Genomic DNA, 16,416 nt, shown 5'->3' with positions numbered 1-16,416 from the left:
CCGGCCGACCCGGCGCCGCCCCGGGACCCCGGTAGAATGGCCGGACATTCCCACACTCAGGCACGCTCACACAGTGCCGCATATACGGCTCGAGGAGTCCCATGACGAACGCGCACATTCCCGACAAGCCGGCCCTCGAGGGCCTCGAGCAGAAGTGGGACGCGGCCTGGGCCGCGCAGGGCACGTACCTGTTCGACCGCGATGCCGCGAAGGCCGCCGGTCGCGCCGGCGTCTTCTCCGTCGACACCCCGCCGCCGACGGCATCCGGGTCGCTGCACATCGGGCACGTCTTCAGCTACACCCACACCGACGTCAAGGTGCGCTTCGAGCGCATGCGCGGCAAGACGGTCTTCTACCCGATGGGCTGGGACGACAACGGCCTGCCCACCGAGCGCCGCGTGCAGAACTACTACGGGGTGCGCTGCGACCCGTCGCTGCCCTACGACCCTGACTTCACCCCGCCGTTCGCCGGCGACGCCAAGAGCCTGAAGCCCGCCGACCAGGTGGCGATCAGCCGCCGCAACTTCATCGAGCTGTGCGAGAGCCTGACCCTCGAGGACGAGAAGCACTTCGAGGCGCTGTTCCGTCAGCTGGGCCTGTCCGTCGACTGGACGCAGACCTACCGGACGATCTCGGACGACACGATCCGCACGAGCCAGCTCGCGTTCCTGCGGAACCTCGAGCGCGACGAGGCGTACCAGGCCATGGCGCCGACGCTGTGGGACATCGACTTCCGCTCCGCCATCGCGCAGGCCGAGCTGGAGGACCGCGAGCAGCCCGCCGCGTACCACCGCGTCGCGTTCCACCGCACCGACGGCACCGGCGACTTCCACATCGAGACGACCCGTCCGGAGCTCCTTGCGGCGTGCGTCGCGCTCGTGGCGCACCCCGACGACGAGCGGTACCAGGCGTCGTTCGGGACGACGGTCCGCACGCCGCTGTTCGACGTGGAGGTCCCCGTCCTCGCGCATCCCCTCGCCCAGAAGGACAAGGGCTCGGGCATCGCCATGATCTGCACGTTCGGCGACGTCACCGACATCATCTGGTGGCGGGAGCTCGACCTCCCCAACCGTACGATCCTCGGCAAGGACGGCCGTGTCCTCGCGGAGGCTCCGGACGTGATCGTGACGGATGCCGCGCGTGCGGCGTACGCCGAGATCGCGGGGAAGACGGTCTTCAGCGCCAAGAAGCGCATCGTCGAGCTCCTGCAGGAGTCCGGCGAGCTCATCGGCGACCCCAAGCCGTTCACGCACCCGGTGAAGTTCTACGAGAAGGGCGACCGCCCCCTCGAGATCGTGTCGACCCGGCAGTGGTACCTCCGCAACGGCGCGCGCGACGCGCAGCTGCGCGACAAACTCATCGCCCTCGGGCAGGAGATGAACTGGCATCCCGACTTCATGCGCGTCCGCTACGAGAACTGGACCAACGGTCTCACCGGCGACTGGCTCGTCTCGCGCCAGCGCTTTTTCGGCGTGCCGATCCCGGTCTGGTACGCCCTGGACGAGAACGGGGAGCGCGACTACAACCGCGTCCTCACGCCGGACCACGCGAGTCTGCCCATCGACCCGACGACCGACGTGCCCCCGGGCTTCACCGAGGACCAGCGCGGCGTGCCGGGGGGGTTCGACGGGGAGAAGGACATCTTCGACACGTGGGCCACGTCGTCGCTGACCGCGCAGCTCGCGGGCGGCTGGGAGCGCGACGGCGAGCTCTGGAACCTCGTCGCACCGTTCGACCTGCGGCCGCAGGGGCAGGACATCATCCGCACATGGCTGTTCTCCACGATGGTGCGCAGCGCCCTCGAGGACGACCGCGCGCCCTGGACGGATGCCGCCATCTCCGGCTTCATCGTCGACCCCGACCGCAAGAAGATGTCGAAGTCCAAGGGCAACGTCGTCACGCCCGCCGACATCCTGGACACGCACGGCACCGACGCGGTGCGCTACTGGTCGGCGTCGAGCCGGCTCGGCGCGGACGCGGCGTTCGACCCGCAGAACCCCACGCAGGTCAAGATCGGCCGCCGTCTCGCGATCAAGGTGCTCAACGCGGCGAAGTTCGTGCTGTCCTTCCCGGTTCCCGAGGGCGCCGAGGTGACGCACGCGCTCGACGCGTCGATGCTGGCGACCCTGGACGGCGTCGTGCGGGAGGCGACGAAGGCGTTCGAGGCCTACGACCACGCCCGCGCCCTCGAGCTCACGGAAGGGTTCTTCTGGACCTTCTGCGACGACTACCTCGAACTCGTCAAGGAGCGCGCGTACAACCAGACCGACGTGGGGCAGGCCTCCGCCGCCCTCGCCCTGCGCCTGGCGCTGTCGACGCTCCTGCGGCTCCTCGCGCCCGTGCTGTCCTTCGCCGCCGAAGAGGCGTGGTCGTGGTTCGAGGAGGGCTCGGTGCACAACGCGAGCTGGCCCGAGCCGCTCGGCATCGAGGGCGACCCGGCGGTCCTGCGCACCGTGGGTGAGGCGCTCATCGGCGTCCGCCGCGCGAAGACCGAGGCGAAGGCCTCGCAGAAGACCCCCGTCGACACGCTCACGATCACGGGCCCGGAGGCCGCGATCGCCGCGATCCAGACGGCGGAAGGCGACCTCAAGGCCGTCGGCCGGATCGGCGAGATCACCTACGGCACGGGCGAGTCGATCGCCGTGACGGAGATCGTCCTGACGGTGCAGGAGGCCTGACATGCAGCTCGGAACGCGCTGGTCGAGCGGCGACGAGCCGCCGACCGCGGTCCCGGCCGTCCTGCGGCCGCAGATCGCGGCGGTCGATGCCGCGATGCCGGGTGATCAGCTCGGGCAGCCCCGGCCGCGCTGGACGCTGACGTGGCTCGAGGGCCGACCCATCGCCGAGCTCGACACCGGCGTCCTCGTCGAGCTCGACGCGGCCGGGAACGTCGTCGTCCGCCACGACGTCGGCGACGAGTTCGGCTGAGCCTCAGTCAGCGGCGGCTGCCGAGAGTGACTCTGCTCCCGCACGGCGGGTGCCGGCCACGACGGGGCGGGCGCTCACCAGTGCGGTGAGCACGACGACGGCGCCGCCGATCCAGAACGGCATCCGCAGATCTGCGCGGCCCACCCAGCCGCCGACGACGGTCGCGATGGGGAAGAGCCCCCAGGTGAGCGTGCGGATGACGCCGAGCACCCGGCCGAACATCTCCGGCGGGACGATCTGCTGACGCAGGCTCCCCCACGGCACGTTCCAGATGGCGATCGAGCACGCCGACAGCGCGAACGAGGCGACGGCGGTCCAGACGTTCGGAGAGGCGCCGGTGCCCAGGAGCGTCACGCCGCTCGCGAGCACCGCGCCGAACATCACGGGACCCCGCCCGAACCTCGCGACCAGCCGCGGCGCAAGCAGCGAGCCGCCGAGCGCGCCGACGCCGATGCCGGCCGTCACGAACCCGATGATGGCGGCGGGGACGGCCATCGTGTCGAGGAAGAACAGGATGATGACCGCCTGGGAGAAGGACAGCGCGGACCCGATCACCGAGGTGAAGACGACCATCGCACGCAGATACCGGTGTCGCCAGAGGAAGGCGAGCGCGTCGCGCGTGCTGACGCGACGTGACCCCTCATGGCCCGCTTTCTCCCCGGTGCGCACCGCCCGCGCGGCCGACAGCGGCAGCAACAGGGCGAGGGCGACCGGCACGATGTAGCCGAGCGCACCGAGCCACAACGGGAGGGCGAGCGAGACGGCGAACAGGATGCCGGCGATGGGTGTCGCGATGAAGCTGTCGATCGTGATCTGCGCCGCCTGCATCCAGCCGTTGGCCCGGTCGAGCCGGCGGCGCCCCACCACCCCCGGGATCGCCGCGTTCGTCGCGTTGTCGAAGAGCGTCTCACCGACTCCGAACACGAGGACGCCGAGGAAGAGCCACCAGATGGTGAGGCCACCGGAGACGGTCAGCAGCGCCAGCGCGAGCGCCACGCCGCCGCGCAGGGCGTTGGCGGACGCCATCACGACCCGCCGGTCGCATCGATCCACGATCATTCCGGCGGGCAGGCCGAACACGAGCCACGGGACGAAGGCCAGCGCCGCGATGATGGAGATGGCGAGCGGATCGCGGGTGAGCGTCGTGGCGATCAGCGGGACGGCGGTGCGGCCGAGGCCATCGGCGAGGTTGCTGAACGCCGCCGCGGTCCAGAGCTTGCCGAAGTCCCGGCCGAGCGAGGGACGGGTGTCCGTCACCGCCCGGCCGGGCCTGTCGAGACGGGTCACCCGTTGAGCCGCCCGCCGAAGCCGTACGTCGAGGCCGTGGCACGGACATCGAGTGCGCTGACGACGGTGCGGGCGGGCCGGGAGGAGGCGACGCGGCGCTCCAGGCGGGCGAGGACGAAAGCGTCGATCCGATCCGAGGTGGTGAGCAGCGCGCGCTCGAACCAGGTGGCGCGCGCGAGAGTGCGGGGTGCGATGACTGCGGTCATGACTGTTCTCCGAGAGAGGGGAGCGGGAACAGGTCGGCACGGATTGTCACGGGCCGGACGTTCTCGCCGGTTTGATTGCGATAGGTGTCCACGGCTTCGTCGATGACGGCCATGATCTTCAGCGTCAGCTCTTTGCTCTGTTCGGGAGTGAGCCGCGTGGTGGCGGTGGAGATGAGCGTCCCCTCCTGCCATTCTTCGCTTTCGGCGGCGATGCCCCGGTTCACGAAGTCGAGGAGCTGGTCGTTGCGGTTGCGGAGGAACTCGCTCATCACGAGCTGCGTGGCCGCACGCCCGGCGGGCGTCGCCATGGCATCCGGATTGGTGAACGACACCCCGCCGACCGGACGCTCCCACCAGCGCTCCCGGGCCGTACCGCGGTCCGCGGCCTCACGGATCAGGTCGTGCTTGGCGAGCGCGCGAAGGTGGTAGCTGGTCGAACCGCTGGACTCCCCCAGGCGCTCGGCGAGGGTGCTCGCCGTCTGGGGGCCGTACTGGCTGAGGATGTCGTAGATCCGCACGCGCAGCGGGTGCGCGAGCGCCCGGAGTGCGCCGGTGTCGAGGACGCGGTCCTGGTTGTGCCGCGCCTCGGCGCGAGCCAGCGCATCCGCCTGCGCCCGAATATCGGGAGCGGTCTCGTTCTCTGCCATGCCCATCACGATACACATGCAAAGGATCCTTTGCAACACGTTCTTTGCAAAGATTCCGCGGCATCGTTCTCGAGGAGTCGATAGGCTAACCGGATGACGATCGAGAACCCGCTGCTGTCCCCCTCATCGCTGCCGTACGGCCTGCCCGACTACACCGCCATCCGGCCCGCCCACTACCTCCCGGCCTTCCGTGAGGCGTTCGCGCGGCACGCGGCCGAGGTCGCGGCGATCACGTCCGACCCCGCTCCCCCGACGTTCGAGAACACCCTGCTCCCGCTGGAGGAGAGCGGCCGGCTTCTCGGCGACGTCGCACGCACCTTCTACACGGTGTCCTCCGCCGACGCGACCCCGGAGATCCAGGAGATCGAGGAGGAGCTTGCGCCGTTGATGTCGGCCCATCAGGACGCGATCCAGCTCGATGCAGCCCTCTTCGCGCGGGTCGCCGCCATCCACGCGCAGCTCGACGCGCTCCCGCTGAGCCCGGAGCAGCGCTACCTCGTCGAGCGGCACCACCGCGAGATGGCGCACGCGGGTGCCGCACTGGGCGAGGATGCCAAGGCCGAGCTCACGGCGCTGAACCAGCGGCTGTCGACCCTGACGACGACGTTCGAGAAGAACCTCCTCGCCGACACCAACGACCTCGCGGTCGTCTTCGACACTGCGGACGAGCTGGAGGGGCTGACCGAGGGCGAGCTCTCGGCCGCCGCGCAGGCGGCCGCCGACCGGGGACTGGAGGGCAAGTGGGCCGTGACGCTCACCCTGTTCACGGGCCACCCCTACCTCTCGTCCCTCGTCCGCCGCTCCAGCCGCAAGCGCATCCTCGACGCCTCACGCTCGCGGGGTTCCCGCGGCAACGACGCCGACAACCGTGGGGTCCTGCGTGAGATCGTCCGGCTGCGCGCGCAGCGGGCGGCCCTCCTGGGCTATGAATCGCACGCCGCGTACATCACCTCCGACGAGACCGCCGGCTCCCCCGCAGCCGTGCACGACCTCCTCCGCCGGCTCGCCGTGCCCGCCGCCCGCAACGCCCGCAACGAGCAGGCGGCCCTGCAGGCCATCATCGACGCCGAGACCGAGCCGTTCCCGCTGGAGGCGCACGACTGGGCGTTCTACACGGAGAAGGTGCGCGCGGCGGAGTACGACCTCGACCGGGGAGCCCTGCGCCCGTGGTTCGAATCCGAGCGGGTGCTGCGGGGCGGCGTGTTCCGGGCCGCGACCGAGCTGTACGGCGTGACCTTCACCGAGCGCACCGACATCCCGGCCTACCACCCCGATGCCCGCGTCTTCGAGCTGCACAACGCGGACGGCTCCGAGCTCGGCCTCTTCGTCCTCGACCTGTACACGCGCGACACGAAGCGCGGCGGCGCGTGGATGAACTCGATCGTCTCGCAGTCGGCACTGCGGGGCACCCGGCCGATCGTCGTCAACAACCTCAACGTGCCCAAGCCCGCCCCGGGCCGGCCGACCCTCCTCACCCTCGACGAGGTCACCACCCTGTTCCACGAGTTCGGGCACGCGCTGCACGGCCTCTTCGCAACCGTGACCTACCCGCACTTCGCGGGCACGGCGGTCTTCCGCGACTTCGTCGAGTTCCCCAGCCAGGTCAACGAGATGTGGATCTACTGGCCGGAGATCCTCGCCTCGTACGCGCGGCACGTCGACACGGATGAGCCCCTGCCGGCGGAGGTCGTGGAGAAGCTCCACGCATCCGAGGCGTTCAACCAGGGCTTCGCGACGAGCGAGTACCTGGCCGCGGCCTGGCTCGACCAGGCGTGGCACTCCCTCGGGGTCGCCGAGGCCGAGGCGGAGATCGACGTGGCGGCCTTCGAGGCGCAGGCACTCGCCGAGATCGGGCTCGACAATCCCGTCGTGCCGACGCGCTACTCCTCGACGTACTTCGCGCACGTCTTCTCCGGCGGATACAGCGCGGGGTACTACTCGTACATCTGGAGCGAGGTGCTCGACGCGGACACCGTCGAATGGTTCCGCGAGAACGGCGGCCTGACGCGCGCGAACGGCGACCGGTTCCGACAGCGACTCCTGGGCGTCGGCGGGTCGAAGGACCCGCTCGACGCCTACCGCGACTTCCGCGGTCGGGATGCCGAGATCGACCCGCTGCTGAAGCGCCGCGGCCTGTCGGACTGAGCCTGGACGGCGACGGGGAACGCGGGGAGGATGTCATCATGACCGACCCTGCCTTCCCCACCGCTGTGTTCGCTCCGGCCGAGCGGATCACGCTGCAGGCGACACCTCTTGCCGTGATCCGGGAGGAAGGCCTCCGCGTGGCGGATCTCGGCGCCGTGTTCGACCGCGGCTATACCGCGATCGGCGGACTCTTCCAGTCCGGTGAGCTCGTGCCCACCGGACCCGCGCTCGCGATCTACTACGGCGATCCGATGGGCGAGTTCGACCTCGAACTCGGGTTCCCCGTCACCGTGTCGCCGGCGGCTCCGATCGTTCGTGGCGACGTCGTCGTCCGGGCATCGCAGCTGCCCGCGGGCCCGGCGTTCGCCACCACCCACATCGGGCCCTACGACGGTCTCGGGGCAGCCTGGGGTGAGCTGGCGGGCGCCGCCGACGGGACGCCCACGGGCGTCTGGATCGAGAGCTACGTCGGAGAACCGGGCAGCACGGCGCCGGAGGAGCTGCGGACCGATCTCATCCTGCCGGTGCGGGACTGACCGCGTAGACGAGTCGCGCGAACTGGCCGACGGCCTTCGCGCTGACGAGCCGGAGCCGGTCCGAGTCCAGTCGGCGCGGGAGGAGGGGCGCCCCGCCGGTCAGCAGCACGGGCGCGATCGACACGGCGATCTCGTCGAGCGCGCCCGCGTCGAGGAACTGACCGGCCAGGTCACCGCCGCCCACGACCCAGATGTCGGTGTCGCCCGCCACCTCCCGGATCGCGGGGAGTGCGTCGGCGACGGGGCCGGACACGAAGCGGATGTCCGCACCCTCGGGGCGCGGCAGATCGCGCGTCGTGAAGACGAACGTGGGACGGTCGCCGTGGAAGTCCTGCCACTTCTCCGGGTGCGCGAGGATGTCGGACTCGGCGAGCACCCACTCGTAGGTCGTCGACCCCTCCACCAGCACCCCGGCGTTCCCGGGCAGCACTTCCGCATCCGGTGTCGTCCCGCCGTCGACGGCGAAGAGCCAGCTCAGCGAGTTGTCCTCGTCGGCGATCCAGCCGTTGAGAGAGGTCGCGGTGTCGAAAGTGATGCGCGTCATGACGTGACGCTACCGCCGGCCGCGGACACGCGCTCGATGCCGGCTCAGCCGAGGAGGCCGAGCCCTCCCGCGAAGGCACGGACCCGGTCGGCCATGGCGCGAGGGACCTCGGCGACGGTGAAGTGCCCACCGCGCTCCAGCCGCTCGAACGTGCGGATGTCACGGTAGAACCGGCGGGCCAGGGACTCCGGGTAGTCCCTCTCGTGGCGCTGGATGTGGATGGACGCCGGCACCTCGACCGGCGGGATGGCATCGGGCTGATCGGCGCCCTCGTAATAGGGCCGGAAGGAGGTTCCGATGCTCTGCGCCGCCCAGTACAGCATCGCCTCGGTGAGGATCCGGTCGCGGGCGATGAGCTGCTCGACCTGGGACGGGTCGCCGCTCGGCGTGTCGCTCCACTCCACGAGCTTCTCCGCGAGCCACGCGAGCAGCCCGGCGGGCGAGTCGTTGAGCGCGGCAGCGAGCGTGTCGGGGCGCGTCGCCTGCACGTGGCCGTATGCGCCGCTCGCCGCGCTCCACGCGGCGAGCCGGTCGAAGAACGCCCGTTCGTCCTCGTCGTCGAGCGCAGCACGCTCGGCCTGTGACGGGAAATGCGCGTGCGTCACGACGATCCCCGCCACCGCCTCCGGATGCGTCGCGGCGAGCAGATCGTTGACGTTCGCCGAGACGTCCTCGCCGTAGGTCAGGTAGCTCGCGTAGCCCAGGACGTCTGTCATGAGCTTATGCATGGTCTCCGCCAGTCGGACCTCCGTCATCGGTTCGTCGGCATACGGCGCGGAGAAGGCGAAACCCGGAAAGCTCGGCACGACGACGTGGAAGTCGGGCAGCAGGTCGGCGAAGTCCAACTGCAGGGCGAACGTATGCGGCCATCCGTGCATGACGAGGAGGGCGGGCGCGTCCGGCCGGGCGGAGCGGAGATGGGCGAAGTGCACCGTCGTGTCACCGATCGGCGCCCGGAACTGCGGGTGCGTGTTGAGCCATGACTCGCGGGCACGCCAGTCGAAGGCGCCCCAGGACGCGACGAGCGCATTCAGGTAGTCAGCGCTCATTCCTGCGGCGGGACGCCGCGGCGAATCGGGCAGCGCCCGCGTCCGCGACAGGCGCGTACGCAAGTCGTCGAGGACGGCATCCTCGACCCGGACGACGAAGGGTTCGACGGTCATGCGGCGACGCTACGCGCGGCATCCGACACCCACCGCTGCCGCAGGGGCCCCGGGGCGTCAGGCGCTCTTGCGCTTCTGCCGGAGCACGAGCGTCGGCGCGGCGCCCTCGGTGACCGCGGGAAGCGTGACGATGACCTTCACGACGTCCTCGGCGGACGGGATCTCGAACATGATCGGCCCGAGCACGTCTTCGAGGATCGCGCGGAGGCCGCGGGCGCCGGTCTTGCGCGCGACGGCGAGATCGGCGATCGCCATGAGCGCGTCGTCGTCGAACTCCAGCTCGACGCCGTCCAGCTGGAACATCCGCTGGTACTGCTTGACGAACGCGTTCTTGGGGCCGGTGAGGATCTCGATGAGCGCCTTCTGGTCCAGCGGCGACACCGAGGTGACGACGGGCAGGCGGCCGATGAACTCGGGGATCAGGCCGAACTTGTGGAGGTCTTCGGTCTGCACCTCGCTGAACAGGTCGAGGTCCTTGCCCTTCTCGTGCAGCGGGGCGCCGAAGCCGACACCGTGCTTGCCCACGCGGGCCGAGATGATGTCCTCGAGACCCGCGAAGGCGCCCGCCACGATGAACAGGACGTTCGTCGTGTCGATCTGGATGAACTCCTGGTGCGGGTGCTTGCGGCCGCCCTGCGGAGGGACCGAGGCCACCGTGCCCTCGAGGATCTTCAGCAGCGCCTGCTGCACGCCCTCGCCCGACACGTCGCGCGTGATCGAGGGGTTCTCGGCCTTGCGGGCGATCTTGTCGACCTCGTCGATGTAGATGATGCCGGTCTCGGCGCGCTTGACGTCGAAGTCCGCGGCCTGCAGGAGCTTCAGGAGGATGTTCTCGACATCCTCCCCGACGTACCCGGCCTCCGTCAGCGCGGTCGCGTCGGCGACGGCGAACGGGACGTTGAGGCGCTTCGCGAGCGTCTGCGCGAGGTAGGTCTTGCCGCAGCCGGTGGGACCGAGGAGCAGGATGTTGCTCTTGGCGATCTCCACCTCGTCGGCGCGCTGCTCGGCCGGCTGCAGGGTCGCGTGGGCGCGGACGCGCTTGTAGTGGTTGTAGACGGCGACGGACAGCGCCCGCTTGGCGGGGTCCTGACCGACGACGTACTCCTCGAGGAAGGAGAAGATCTCGCGCGGCTTCGGCAGATCGAAGTCGGCGACGGCGCCGTCTCCGGACTCCGCCATCCGCTCTTCGATGATCTCGTTGCAGAGTTCGACGCACTCGTCGCAGATGTACACGCCGGGGCCCGCGATCAGCTGCTGGACCTGCTTCTGGCTCTTGCCGCAGAAGGAGCACTTGAACAGGTCGGCGCTCTCACCGATACGAGCCATGGCGCCCTCCTTCAGGGTTCACTGCGAATGCGTTCTCGAGCCTAATCGCTGACACCGACAACGTGGCGGATTGCGACGGGGATTGCGGAAGCCGGACGACGGAGCCCCGCCCGAGGTGGGCGGGGCTCCGGTGCGTCGATCAGACCGTGATGGCCGACGGCGTGCGCTTGCGCGAAGTGAGCACCTGGTCGACGATGCCGTACTCCATCGCCTCGGACGCCGAGAGGATCTTGTCGCGGTCGATGTCCTTGTTGACCTGCTCCTGGGTGCGGTTGGTGTGCCGCGCCATCGTCTCCTCGAGCCAGGTGCGCATGCGGAGGATCTCCGCCGCCTGGATCTCGATGTCCGACGCCTGCCCGTGGCCGGCCTCGCCGACGGCGGGCTGATGGATGAGGATGCGGGCGTTGGGCAGCGCGAGGCGCTTGCCCGGCGCGCCGGCGGCCAGCAGGACGGATGCCGCGGATGCCGCCTGGCCGAGGACCACCGTCTGGATCTCGGGCGAGACGTACTGCATCGTGTCGTAGATCGCCGTCATGGCAGTGAAGGAGCCGCCGGGCGAGTTGATGTACATGATGATGTCGCGGTCGGGGTCCTGGCTCTCCAGCACGAGGAGCTGCGCCATGACGTCATCCGCGGACGCGTCGTCGACCTGGACGCCCAGGAAGATCACGCGGTCCTCGAACAGCTTGTTGTAGGGGTCCTGGCGCTTGTAGCCGTAGGCGGTGCGCTCCTCGAACTGCGGGAGGATGTACCGGCTGGAGGGCATCTGCACGCCCTGCGGGATGCCGAAGGTCGGGGTGTTCATTTCTGGATGTTCCTCCGGTGCTTTCAGTTCTCGGTTCCGCCGCCGCCGATGACATCGGACGCGGATTCGCGGATGTGGTCGACGAAGCCGTACTCGAGCGCCTGGTCCGCTGTGAACCAGCGGTCGCGGTCGCCGTCGGCGTTGATCTGCTCGACGGTCTTGCCCGTCTGCGCCGCCGTGATCTCGGCGAGGCGCTTCTTCATGTCGAGGATGAGCTGCGCCTGCGTCTGGATGTCGCTGGAGGTGCCGCCGAACCCGCCGTGGGGCTGGTGCAGCAGGACGCGGGCGTTGGGCGTGATGTAGCGCTTGCCCTTCGTGCCGGCCGTCAGCAGCAGCTGACCCATCGACGCGGCCATGCCGATGCCGACGGTGACGATGTCGTTCGGGACGAACTGCATCGTGTCGTAGATCGCCATGCCGGCCGTGATCGAGCCGCCGGGCGAGTTGATGTAGAGGTAGATGTCCTTCTGCGAGTCCTCGGCGGCGAGCAGGAGGATCTTGGCGCAGATCTCGTTCGCGTTCTCGTCGCGCACCTCCGACCCGAGCCAGATGATGCGGTCCCTCAGCAGTCTGTCGAAGACGCTCGTCGCGACAAGTGGTTCAGCCATGAATGCTCCTGTTTCCGGGTTGCGGTTCGTCAATGAATCTACCGACGCGCCGCGAGCGACCCGCCCGTGTTCGCCGTCGGCATATCGGGCGGCCGGCGGAGACGACGAACGGGCGGATGCCGCAGCATCCGCCCGTTCGCGAAAGGGGTCTTACTCGGCGTCGGCCTTGGGGGCGGCAGCCTTCTTCGCGGCTGGCTTCTTGGCCGGGGCCTTCTTCGCGGGCGCCTCCTCGGGGGCCGCCTCGTCGGCGTCGGCCTTCTTGGCGGCCGGCTTCTTGGCGGGAGCCTTCTTCGCCGGCGCCTTCTTGGCGGGCTTCTCCTCGGCGGCGGTCTCCGACTCGGCGGTCTCGGACTCGGCCGTCTCGGCGTCGTCGTCCTCGGCGGCGAAGCCGGTCAGGTCGACGGCCTTGCCGTTCGAGTCGACGACGGAGACCTTGCCGAGCGCGATCGCGAGCGCCTTGTTGCGGGCGACCTCGCCGATCATGGCGGGCAGCTGGTTGCCCTGCTGCAGCGCGTCGACGAACTCCTGCGGTGCCATGCCGTACTGCGCGGAGGACTGGATGAGGTACTGCGTCAGCTCCTCCTGCGAGACCTGCACCTCGTGCTTCTCGGCGAGCTTGTCGAGGATCATCTGGGTGCGGAATTGCTTCTGGCTGGCCTCGGTGACCTCGGCGCGGTGCACGTCGTCCTCGAGGCGGCCCTCGCCCTCGAGGTGCGCGTGCACCTCGTCCTCGACGAGCTGCTCGGGGACGGGGATCTCGACCTTCTCCAGCAGCGCCTCGACGAGCTTGTCGCGCGCGGCGGCACCCTGCGTGAAGACGGACTGCTGCGACACGCGCTCGACGAGGCTCTCGCGGAGCTCGGCGATGGTGTCGAACTCGCTCGCCATCTGGGCGAAGTCGTCGTCGGCCTCGGGGAGCTCGCGCTCCTTGACGGCCTTGACCGACACGGAGACCTCGGCCTCTTCGCCGGCGTGGTCGCCGCCGATGAGCTTCGAGCGGAACGTGGTGTCCTCACCTGCGGTGAGGGACTCGATGGCCTCGTCGATGCCCTCGAGGAGCTCGCCGGAGCCGAGCTCGTACGACACGCCCTCGGCGCGGTCGATCTCGTTGCCGTCGATCGTGGCGACGAGGTCGAGTTCGACGAAGTCACCGGTCGCGGCGGGACGGTCAACGGTCACCAGGGTGCCGAAACGCGCACGGAGGCGGTCCAGCTCGGCGTCGATCGCGGCGTCGTCGGTCTCGACGGCGTCGACCTCGATCGTGACGTCGTCGTAGGACGGCAGCTCGAACTCGGGGCGGACGTCCACCTCGACCTCGACCTTGAGGTCGCCGGAGTAGTCCTTCTCGCTCGGCCACTCGACGATCTCCGCCGACGGACGGCCGACGATGCGCACCTCGTTGGCCGTGACGGCCTCGCGGTAGAACGTGTCCAGGCCCTCGCTGACGGCGTGCTCGAGCACGGCGCCGCGGCCGATGCGCTGATCGATGATCGGCGCGGGGACCTTGCCCTTGCGGAAGCCGGGGATCTGGACGTCCTGGGCGATGTGCTCGTACGCGTGCGCGATGCTGGGCTTGAGCTCGTCCGGGGTGACCGTGATGTGGAGCTTCACCCGGGTGGGGCTGAGCTTCTCGACGGTGCTGGTGACCATGCCTGTTCGTTCTCCTCCGTGAAGCGGCCGCGCACATGCGCGTCCGCTGGTGGTCTGGTTCTGGGGGCCGTTGTCGGGGCGACAGGATTTGAACCTGCGGCCTCCCGCTCCCAAAGCGGGCGCTCTACCAAGCTGAGCTACGCCCCGGGCGCGCACGCAGGCGAGCGCCGAAATACGGCCGCGGGTCAGTCTAGCCGACGCGTCCGCGGATCCCGGTGGCGGGCCCCGGATGCTAGCGGGCCTGCACCCACTGCGCGCGCCATTCCGGCGCGGGGAACGGCTTCGTCCAGTACGCCGTCTCCTTCGCGATCTTGCCGTCGCGCAGCTCGAAGATGAAGACCGTCTGGTAGGGATCGCCGTCACCGTAGTCGAGGTCGGCCTCCGCGACCCAGAGGTCGCCCTCCCCCGTGATCCGTCGCGGAGTGATGCTCGGCAGTTGCGGGAACGCCCCGTACACGCCGCGGCGATTGTCTCCTCCGACGATCCGCTCCCCCGACTGCGGCCATTCCATGACCGCGTCCTCATGGAAGACGGCATCCATGCCCGGCACGTCGCCCGCGTTCAGTGTGGCGATCAGCGCCTCGATGACCTGCTGTCCCGACATCATCGTCTCCTCCCGTGATCCGCGCGGAGGCTGGCGTCAGGGGGCGATGCCCGGTCGTGTATTAGGATGGATCGGTGCCCGTCAGCGGGCGCACGGGGATGTAGCTCAATGGTAGAGCCTCAGTCTTCCAAACTGATGGTGCGGGTTCGATTCCCGTCATCCCCTCCGAACTCCTCCTCCCGCAGCATCCCGACCGATGTCGCACAGGCGTCTCCCCGCCAGGCCTCGATGCCTTCGCGGACCGCGAAGCCGGCGATCACGAGCGCGGCGAGGGAATCGGCCCACCACCAGCCGAACCACCCGTTCAGCATCAGGCCGATGAGCACCGCGGCGCTCAGATAGGCGCAGATGAGGGTCTGTTTCGAGTCGGCGACGGCGGTGGCCGATCCGAGTTCGCGGCCGGTCGTCCGCTCCCACCACGACAGGACCGGCATGACGACGACGCTGACGGCGGCGACGAGGATGCCGAGGGTGGAGTGCTCCGGCTCGGCCCACACCCCCGTGAGGGTGAGCGCGGCGCTCACCGTCACCCATGCCGCGAGGGCGAAGAACGCCACCGCGATCACACGGAGGGTGGGCTTCTCCCACCGCTCCGGGTCGCGTCGCGTGAACTGCCACGCGACGGCCGCCGCGGAGAGCACTTCGATCGTGGAGTCCAGGCCGAACCCGATCAAGGCCGTCGAGGACGCGGCGGCACCGGCCGCGAGGGCGATGACCGCCTCGACGAGGTTGTAGGTGATCGTGATGCCGACGATGAGCCGGATGCGGCGCTGGAGCGCCGATCGGCGCACCGACGTGAGCGAGGTCACAGCACTGCCTCGCAGGAGTCCGCGTCGCGGTTCATGATGCCCCTTTCAGTGCGGGTGCCGGTGGTGTGCGTCCGGGTAGTGCTCGTGCGAGTGCGTGACGGCCTCGTGCGTGTGCACATGCCGGTGCCGCGCCCCGGCCGGCAGCACCGCGCCGCCCGGATGCTCGTGCTGGTGGTGTTCGTCGTGCGTGTGCCAGTGCTCGTGGGTGAGCGCCTCGTGGGTGTGCTCGTGTTCGTGGTGCTCGGTCAGATGCAGCCACACGCCCGTGGCCATGAGGGCGGCGGCGATCACGAGAGGCAGCGTGACGGGCTCCCCGAGGAGGACCGCGAGCACGGCGCCGAAGAACGGGGCGACGGAGAAGTACGCGCCGGCACGCGCCGTGCCGACGTGCCGCATCCCGACGATGAAGAGGGCGAGCGAGACGCCGTAGGCGAACAGGCCGACGGTCATCGCCGCCCCGACTGCCCAGATCTGCGGAAGCTCGGCGCCGAGGACGAACGCGAGGGCGAGGTTGACGGGTCCGGCGACCATGCCCTTCACCGCCGCGAGCCACGTCGCATCGTTGAGCGCGACCTTGCGGGTGAGGTTGTTGTCCAGGCCCCAGCACAGGCACGCGCCGAGGATCGCGAGGGCGGGCCATCCGGATCCGAAGTCGGCACCCCACGGCACGCTCAGGAGGACCGCGCCCGCCACGATCGCGACCATCCCGAGCGCGATCCGCCGGTCGACGTTCTCGCGGAAGACGACCCAGGCGAGGAGTGCCGTGAAGACGGCCTCGGCGTTGAGCAGGAGCGACGCGCCGGATGCCGGCATCCCCGCGAGACCCGCCATCAGCAGGACGGGCGCCACGACGCCCCCGAGGAGGACGGCCCCCGCCAGCGGAGGGAGTTCCTGCCGAGGGATGCGGACCCGCGGCGCCCGCCGGACCAGCCGCCACGCCGTGAGACCCAGCCCCGACCCGGTGTACAGCAACCCGGCGAGCAGCCACGGGCTCACTTCGCCCAGGAGCAGCTTCGCAAGGGGGGTGCCCGCGCCGAACAGGACCGCCGCTGCGACCGCTGCCTGCACGCCGACCTGCCGGACACCTCTCATGCCTCAAGTATCGTCCGGGCGTCCTCTCGCAGCGCACCGCGGCGGCTCGGCCGGCTCAGGCGGCTC

General features: G+C 69.8%; 16 protein-coding genes and 2 tRNA genes. 5 read left to right on the top strand and 13 right to left on the bottom strand.

Translation table 11 applies throughout. The features are described 5' to 3' along the window. Window positions 1–101 precede the first annotated feature (101 nt). Window positions 102–2,678 carry a valine--tRNA ligase gene (gene valS / locus MSA03_RS12205; RefSeq protein ID WP_147051208.1) on the top strand — a complete coding sequence of 859 codons (2,577 nt, stop codon included), beginning with the start codon at window positions 102–104 and terminating at the stop codon, window positions 2,676–2,678. Between the two features lies 1 nt (window position 2,679). Beyond that, window positions 2,680–2,928, top strand: coding sequence for a hypothetical protein (locus tag MSA03_RS12200; RefSeq protein ID WP_028495511.1), 249 nt, complete (start codon window positions 2,680–2,682; stop codon window positions 2,926–2,928). A gap of 3 nt (window positions 2,929–2,931) precedes the next feature. On the opposite strand, the gene MSA03_RS12195 is transcribed toward MSA03_RS12200, so the two are convergent. From MSA03_RS12195 to MSA03_RS12185, 3 genes are read right to left on the bottom strand one after another with little or no spacing between them, the layout of a single operon-like run. Then, window positions 2,932–4,215 (bottom strand): MFS transporter, encoded by a 1,284-nt coding sequence (locus MSA03_RS12195; protein ID WP_147051207.1) that lies wholly within the window; start codon window positions 4,213–4,215, stop codon window positions 2,932–2,934. Then, on the bottom strand, window positions 4,212–4,421 hold the full coding sequence (locus tag MSA03_RS12190; protein ID WP_147051206.1) for a hypothetical protein: 210 nt from the start codon (window positions 4,419–4,421) through the stop codon (window positions 4,212–4,214). The genes MSA03_RS12195 and MSA03_RS12190 overlap by 4 nt, the downstream gene beginning before the upstream one ends. Further along, window positions 4,418–5,068, bottom strand: coding sequence for an ArsR/SmtB family transcription factor (locus MSA03_RS12185; RefSeq protein ID WP_081782663.1), 651 nt, complete (start codon window positions 5,066–5,068; stop codon window positions 4,418–4,420). Before MSA03_RS12185 ends, MSA03_RS12190 begins: the two co-directional genes overlap by 4 nt. A 93-nt stretch (window positions 5,069–5,161) precedes the next feature. Here MSA03_RS12185 and MSA03_RS12180 point away from each other — a divergent pair, with 93 nt between their 5' ends. Next, window positions 5,162–7,213, top strand: coding sequence for a M3 family metallopeptidase (locus tag MSA03_RS12180; protein ID WP_147051205.1), 2,052 nt, complete (start codon window positions 5,162–5,164; stop codon window positions 7,211–7,213). Window positions 7,214–7,251: 38 nt separating this feature from the next. Beyond that, on the top strand, window positions 7,252–7,749 hold the full coding sequence (locus MSA03_RS12175; RefSeq protein ID WP_147051204.1) for a GyrI-like domain-containing protein: 498 nt from the start codon (window positions 7,252–7,254) through the stop codon (window positions 7,747–7,749). Here MSA03_RS12175 and MSA03_RS12170 read toward each other — a convergent pair. The 8 genes from MSA03_RS12170 to MSA03_RS12135 form a co-directional block, all read right to left on the bottom strand. Further along, a complete protein-coding gene (locus MSA03_RS12170; RefSeq protein WP_147051203.1) occupies window positions 7,727–8,293 on the bottom strand; it encodes a dihydrofolate reductase family protein in 567 nt (188 codons plus the stop codon). The two genes, MSA03_RS12175 and MSA03_RS12170, sit on opposite strands and share 23 nt — an antisense overlap. A gap of 44 nt (window positions 8,294–8,337) precedes the next feature. Continuing rightward, on the bottom strand, window positions 8,338–9,456 hold the full coding sequence (locus MSA03_RS12165) for an epoxide hydrolase family protein (protein ID WP_147051202.1): 1,119 nt from the start codon (window positions 9,454–9,456) through the stop codon (window positions 8,338–8,340). A gap of 57 nt (window positions 9,457–9,513) precedes the next feature. Further along, window positions 9,514–10,782 carry an ATP-dependent Clp protease ATP-binding subunit ClpX gene (gene clpX / locus MSA03_RS12160; RefSeq protein WP_028495504.1) on the bottom strand — a complete coding sequence of 423 codons (1,269 nt, stop codon included), beginning with the start codon at window positions 10,780–10,782 and terminating at the stop codon, window positions 9,514–9,516. Between the two features lie 139 nt (window positions 10,783–10,921). After that, window positions 10,922–11,587, bottom strand: coding sequence for an ATP-dependent Clp protease proteolytic subunit (locus tag MSA03_RS12155; RefSeq protein ID WP_147051201.1), 666 nt, complete (start codon window positions 11,585–11,587; stop codon window positions 10,922–10,924). A 23-nt stretch (window positions 11,588–11,610) separates the two neighbouring features. Continuing rightward, window positions 11,611–12,195 carry an ATP-dependent Clp protease proteolytic subunit gene (locus MSA03_RS12150; protein WP_028495502.1) on the bottom strand — a complete coding sequence of 195 codons (585 nt, stop codon included), beginning with the start codon at window positions 12,193–12,195 and terminating at the stop codon, window positions 11,611–11,613. A gap of 150 nt (window positions 12,196–12,345) precedes the next feature. Further along, window positions 12,346–13,845, bottom strand: coding sequence for a trigger factor (gene tig, locus MSA03_RS12145; RefSeq protein WP_147051200.1), 1,500 nt, complete (start codon window positions 13,843–13,845; stop codon window positions 12,346–12,348). A 73-nt stretch (window positions 13,846–13,918) separates the two neighbouring features. Beyond that, window positions 13,919–13,992: transfer RNA gene (locus MSA03_RS12140), tRNA-Pro, on the bottom strand. Between the two features lie 85 nt (window positions 13,993–14,077). Continuing rightward, window positions 14,078–14,449 (bottom strand): nuclear transport factor 2 family protein, encoded by a 372-nt coding sequence (locus MSA03_RS12135; RefSeq protein WP_028495500.1) that lies wholly within the window; start codon window positions 14,447–14,449, stop codon window positions 14,078–14,080. Between the two features lie 94 nt (window positions 14,450–14,543). On the opposite strand from MSA03_RS12135, the gene MSA03_RS12130 reads away from it, so the two are divergent. Next, a tRNA-Gly gene (locus MSA03_RS12130) sits at window positions 14,544–14,614 on the top strand. Here MSA03_RS12130 and MSA03_RS12125 read toward each other — a convergent pair. Both MSA03_RS12125 and MSA03_RS12120 read right to left on the bottom strand, forming a co-directional pair. Further along, complete coding sequence (locus MSA03_RS12125; protein ID WP_147051235.1) at window positions 14,569–15,258, bottom strand: cation efflux transmembrane domain-containing protein; 690 nt, start codon at window positions 15,256–15,258, stop codon at window positions 14,569–14,571. The two genes, MSA03_RS12130 and MSA03_RS12125, sit on opposite strands and share 46 nt — an antisense overlap. 45 nt (window positions 15,259–15,303) lie before the next feature. After that, window positions 15,304–16,350 carry a DMT family transporter gene (locus MSA03_RS12120; RefSeq protein ID WP_147051199.1) on the bottom strand — a complete coding sequence of 349 codons (1,047 nt, stop codon included), beginning with the start codon at window positions 16,348–16,350 and terminating at the stop codon, window positions 15,304–15,306. Between the last annotated feature and the right edge of the window lie 66 nt (window positions 16,351–16,416).

This window comes from Microbacterium saccharophilum, from assembly GCF_007992455.1.
Lineage (GTDB): Bacteria > Actinomycetota > Actinomycetes > Actinomycetales > Microbacteriaceae > Microbacterium > Microbacterium saccharophilum.
This window is presented reverse-complemented; position numbering and strand designations above follow the sequence as displayed.

Bases quoted from the DNA above. Each gene is read 5' to 3' on its own strand.
- valS (WP_147051208.1), top strand. From the start codon at position 102: ATGACGAACGCGCACATTCCCGACAAGCCGGCCCTCGAGGGCCTCGAG.
- MSA03_RS12200 (WP_028495511.1), top strand. From the start codon at position 2,680: ATGCAGCTCGGAACGCGCTGGTCGAGCGGCGACGAGCCGCCGACCGCG.
- MSA03_RS12190 (WP_147051206.1), bottom strand. From the start codon at position 4,421: ATGACCGCAGTCATCGCACCCCGCACTCTCGCGCGCGCCACCTGGTTC.
- MSA03_RS12185 (WP_081782663.1), bottom strand. From the start codon at position 5,068: ATGGCAGAGAACGAGACCGCTCCCGATATTCGGGCGCAGGCGGATGCG.
- MSA03_RS12180 (WP_147051205.1), top strand. From the start codon at position 5,162: ATGACGATCGAGAACCCGCTGCTGTCCCCCTCATCGCTGCCGTACGGC.
- MSA03_RS12175 (WP_147051204.1), top strand. From the start codon at position 7,252: ATGACCGACCCTGCCTTCCCCACCGCTGTGTTCGCTCCGGCCGAGCGG.
- MSA03_RS12170 (WP_147051203.1), bottom strand. From the start codon at position 8,293: ATGACGCGCATCACTTTCGACACCGCGACCTCTCTCAACGGCTGGATC.
- MSA03_RS12165 (WP_147051202.1), bottom strand. From the start codon at position 9,456: ATGACCGTCGAACCCTTCGTCGTCCGGGTCGAGGATGCCGTCCTCGAC.
- clpX (WP_028495504.1), bottom strand. From the start codon at position 10,782: ATGGCTCGTATCGGTGAGAGCGCCGACCTGTTCAAGTGCTCCTTCTGC.
- MSA03_RS12155 (WP_147051201.1), bottom strand. From the start codon at position 11,587: ATGAACACCCCGACCTTCGGCATCCCGCAGGGCGTGCAGATGCCCTCC.
- MSA03_RS12150 (WP_028495502.1), bottom strand. From the start codon at position 12,195: ATGGCTGAACCACTTGTCGCGACGAGCGTCTTCGACAGACTGCTGAGG.
- tig (WP_147051200.1), bottom strand. From the start codon at position 13,845: ATGGTCACCAGCACCGTCGAGAAGCTCAGCCCCACCCGGGTGAAGCTC.
- MSA03_RS12135 (WP_028495500.1), bottom strand. From the start codon at position 14,449: ATGTCGGGACAGCAGGTCATCGAGGCGCTGATCGCCACACTGAACGCG.
- MSA03_RS12120 (WP_147051199.1), bottom strand. From the start codon at position 16,350: ATGAGAGGTGTCCGGCAGGTCGGCGTGCAGGCAGCGGTCGCAGCGGCG.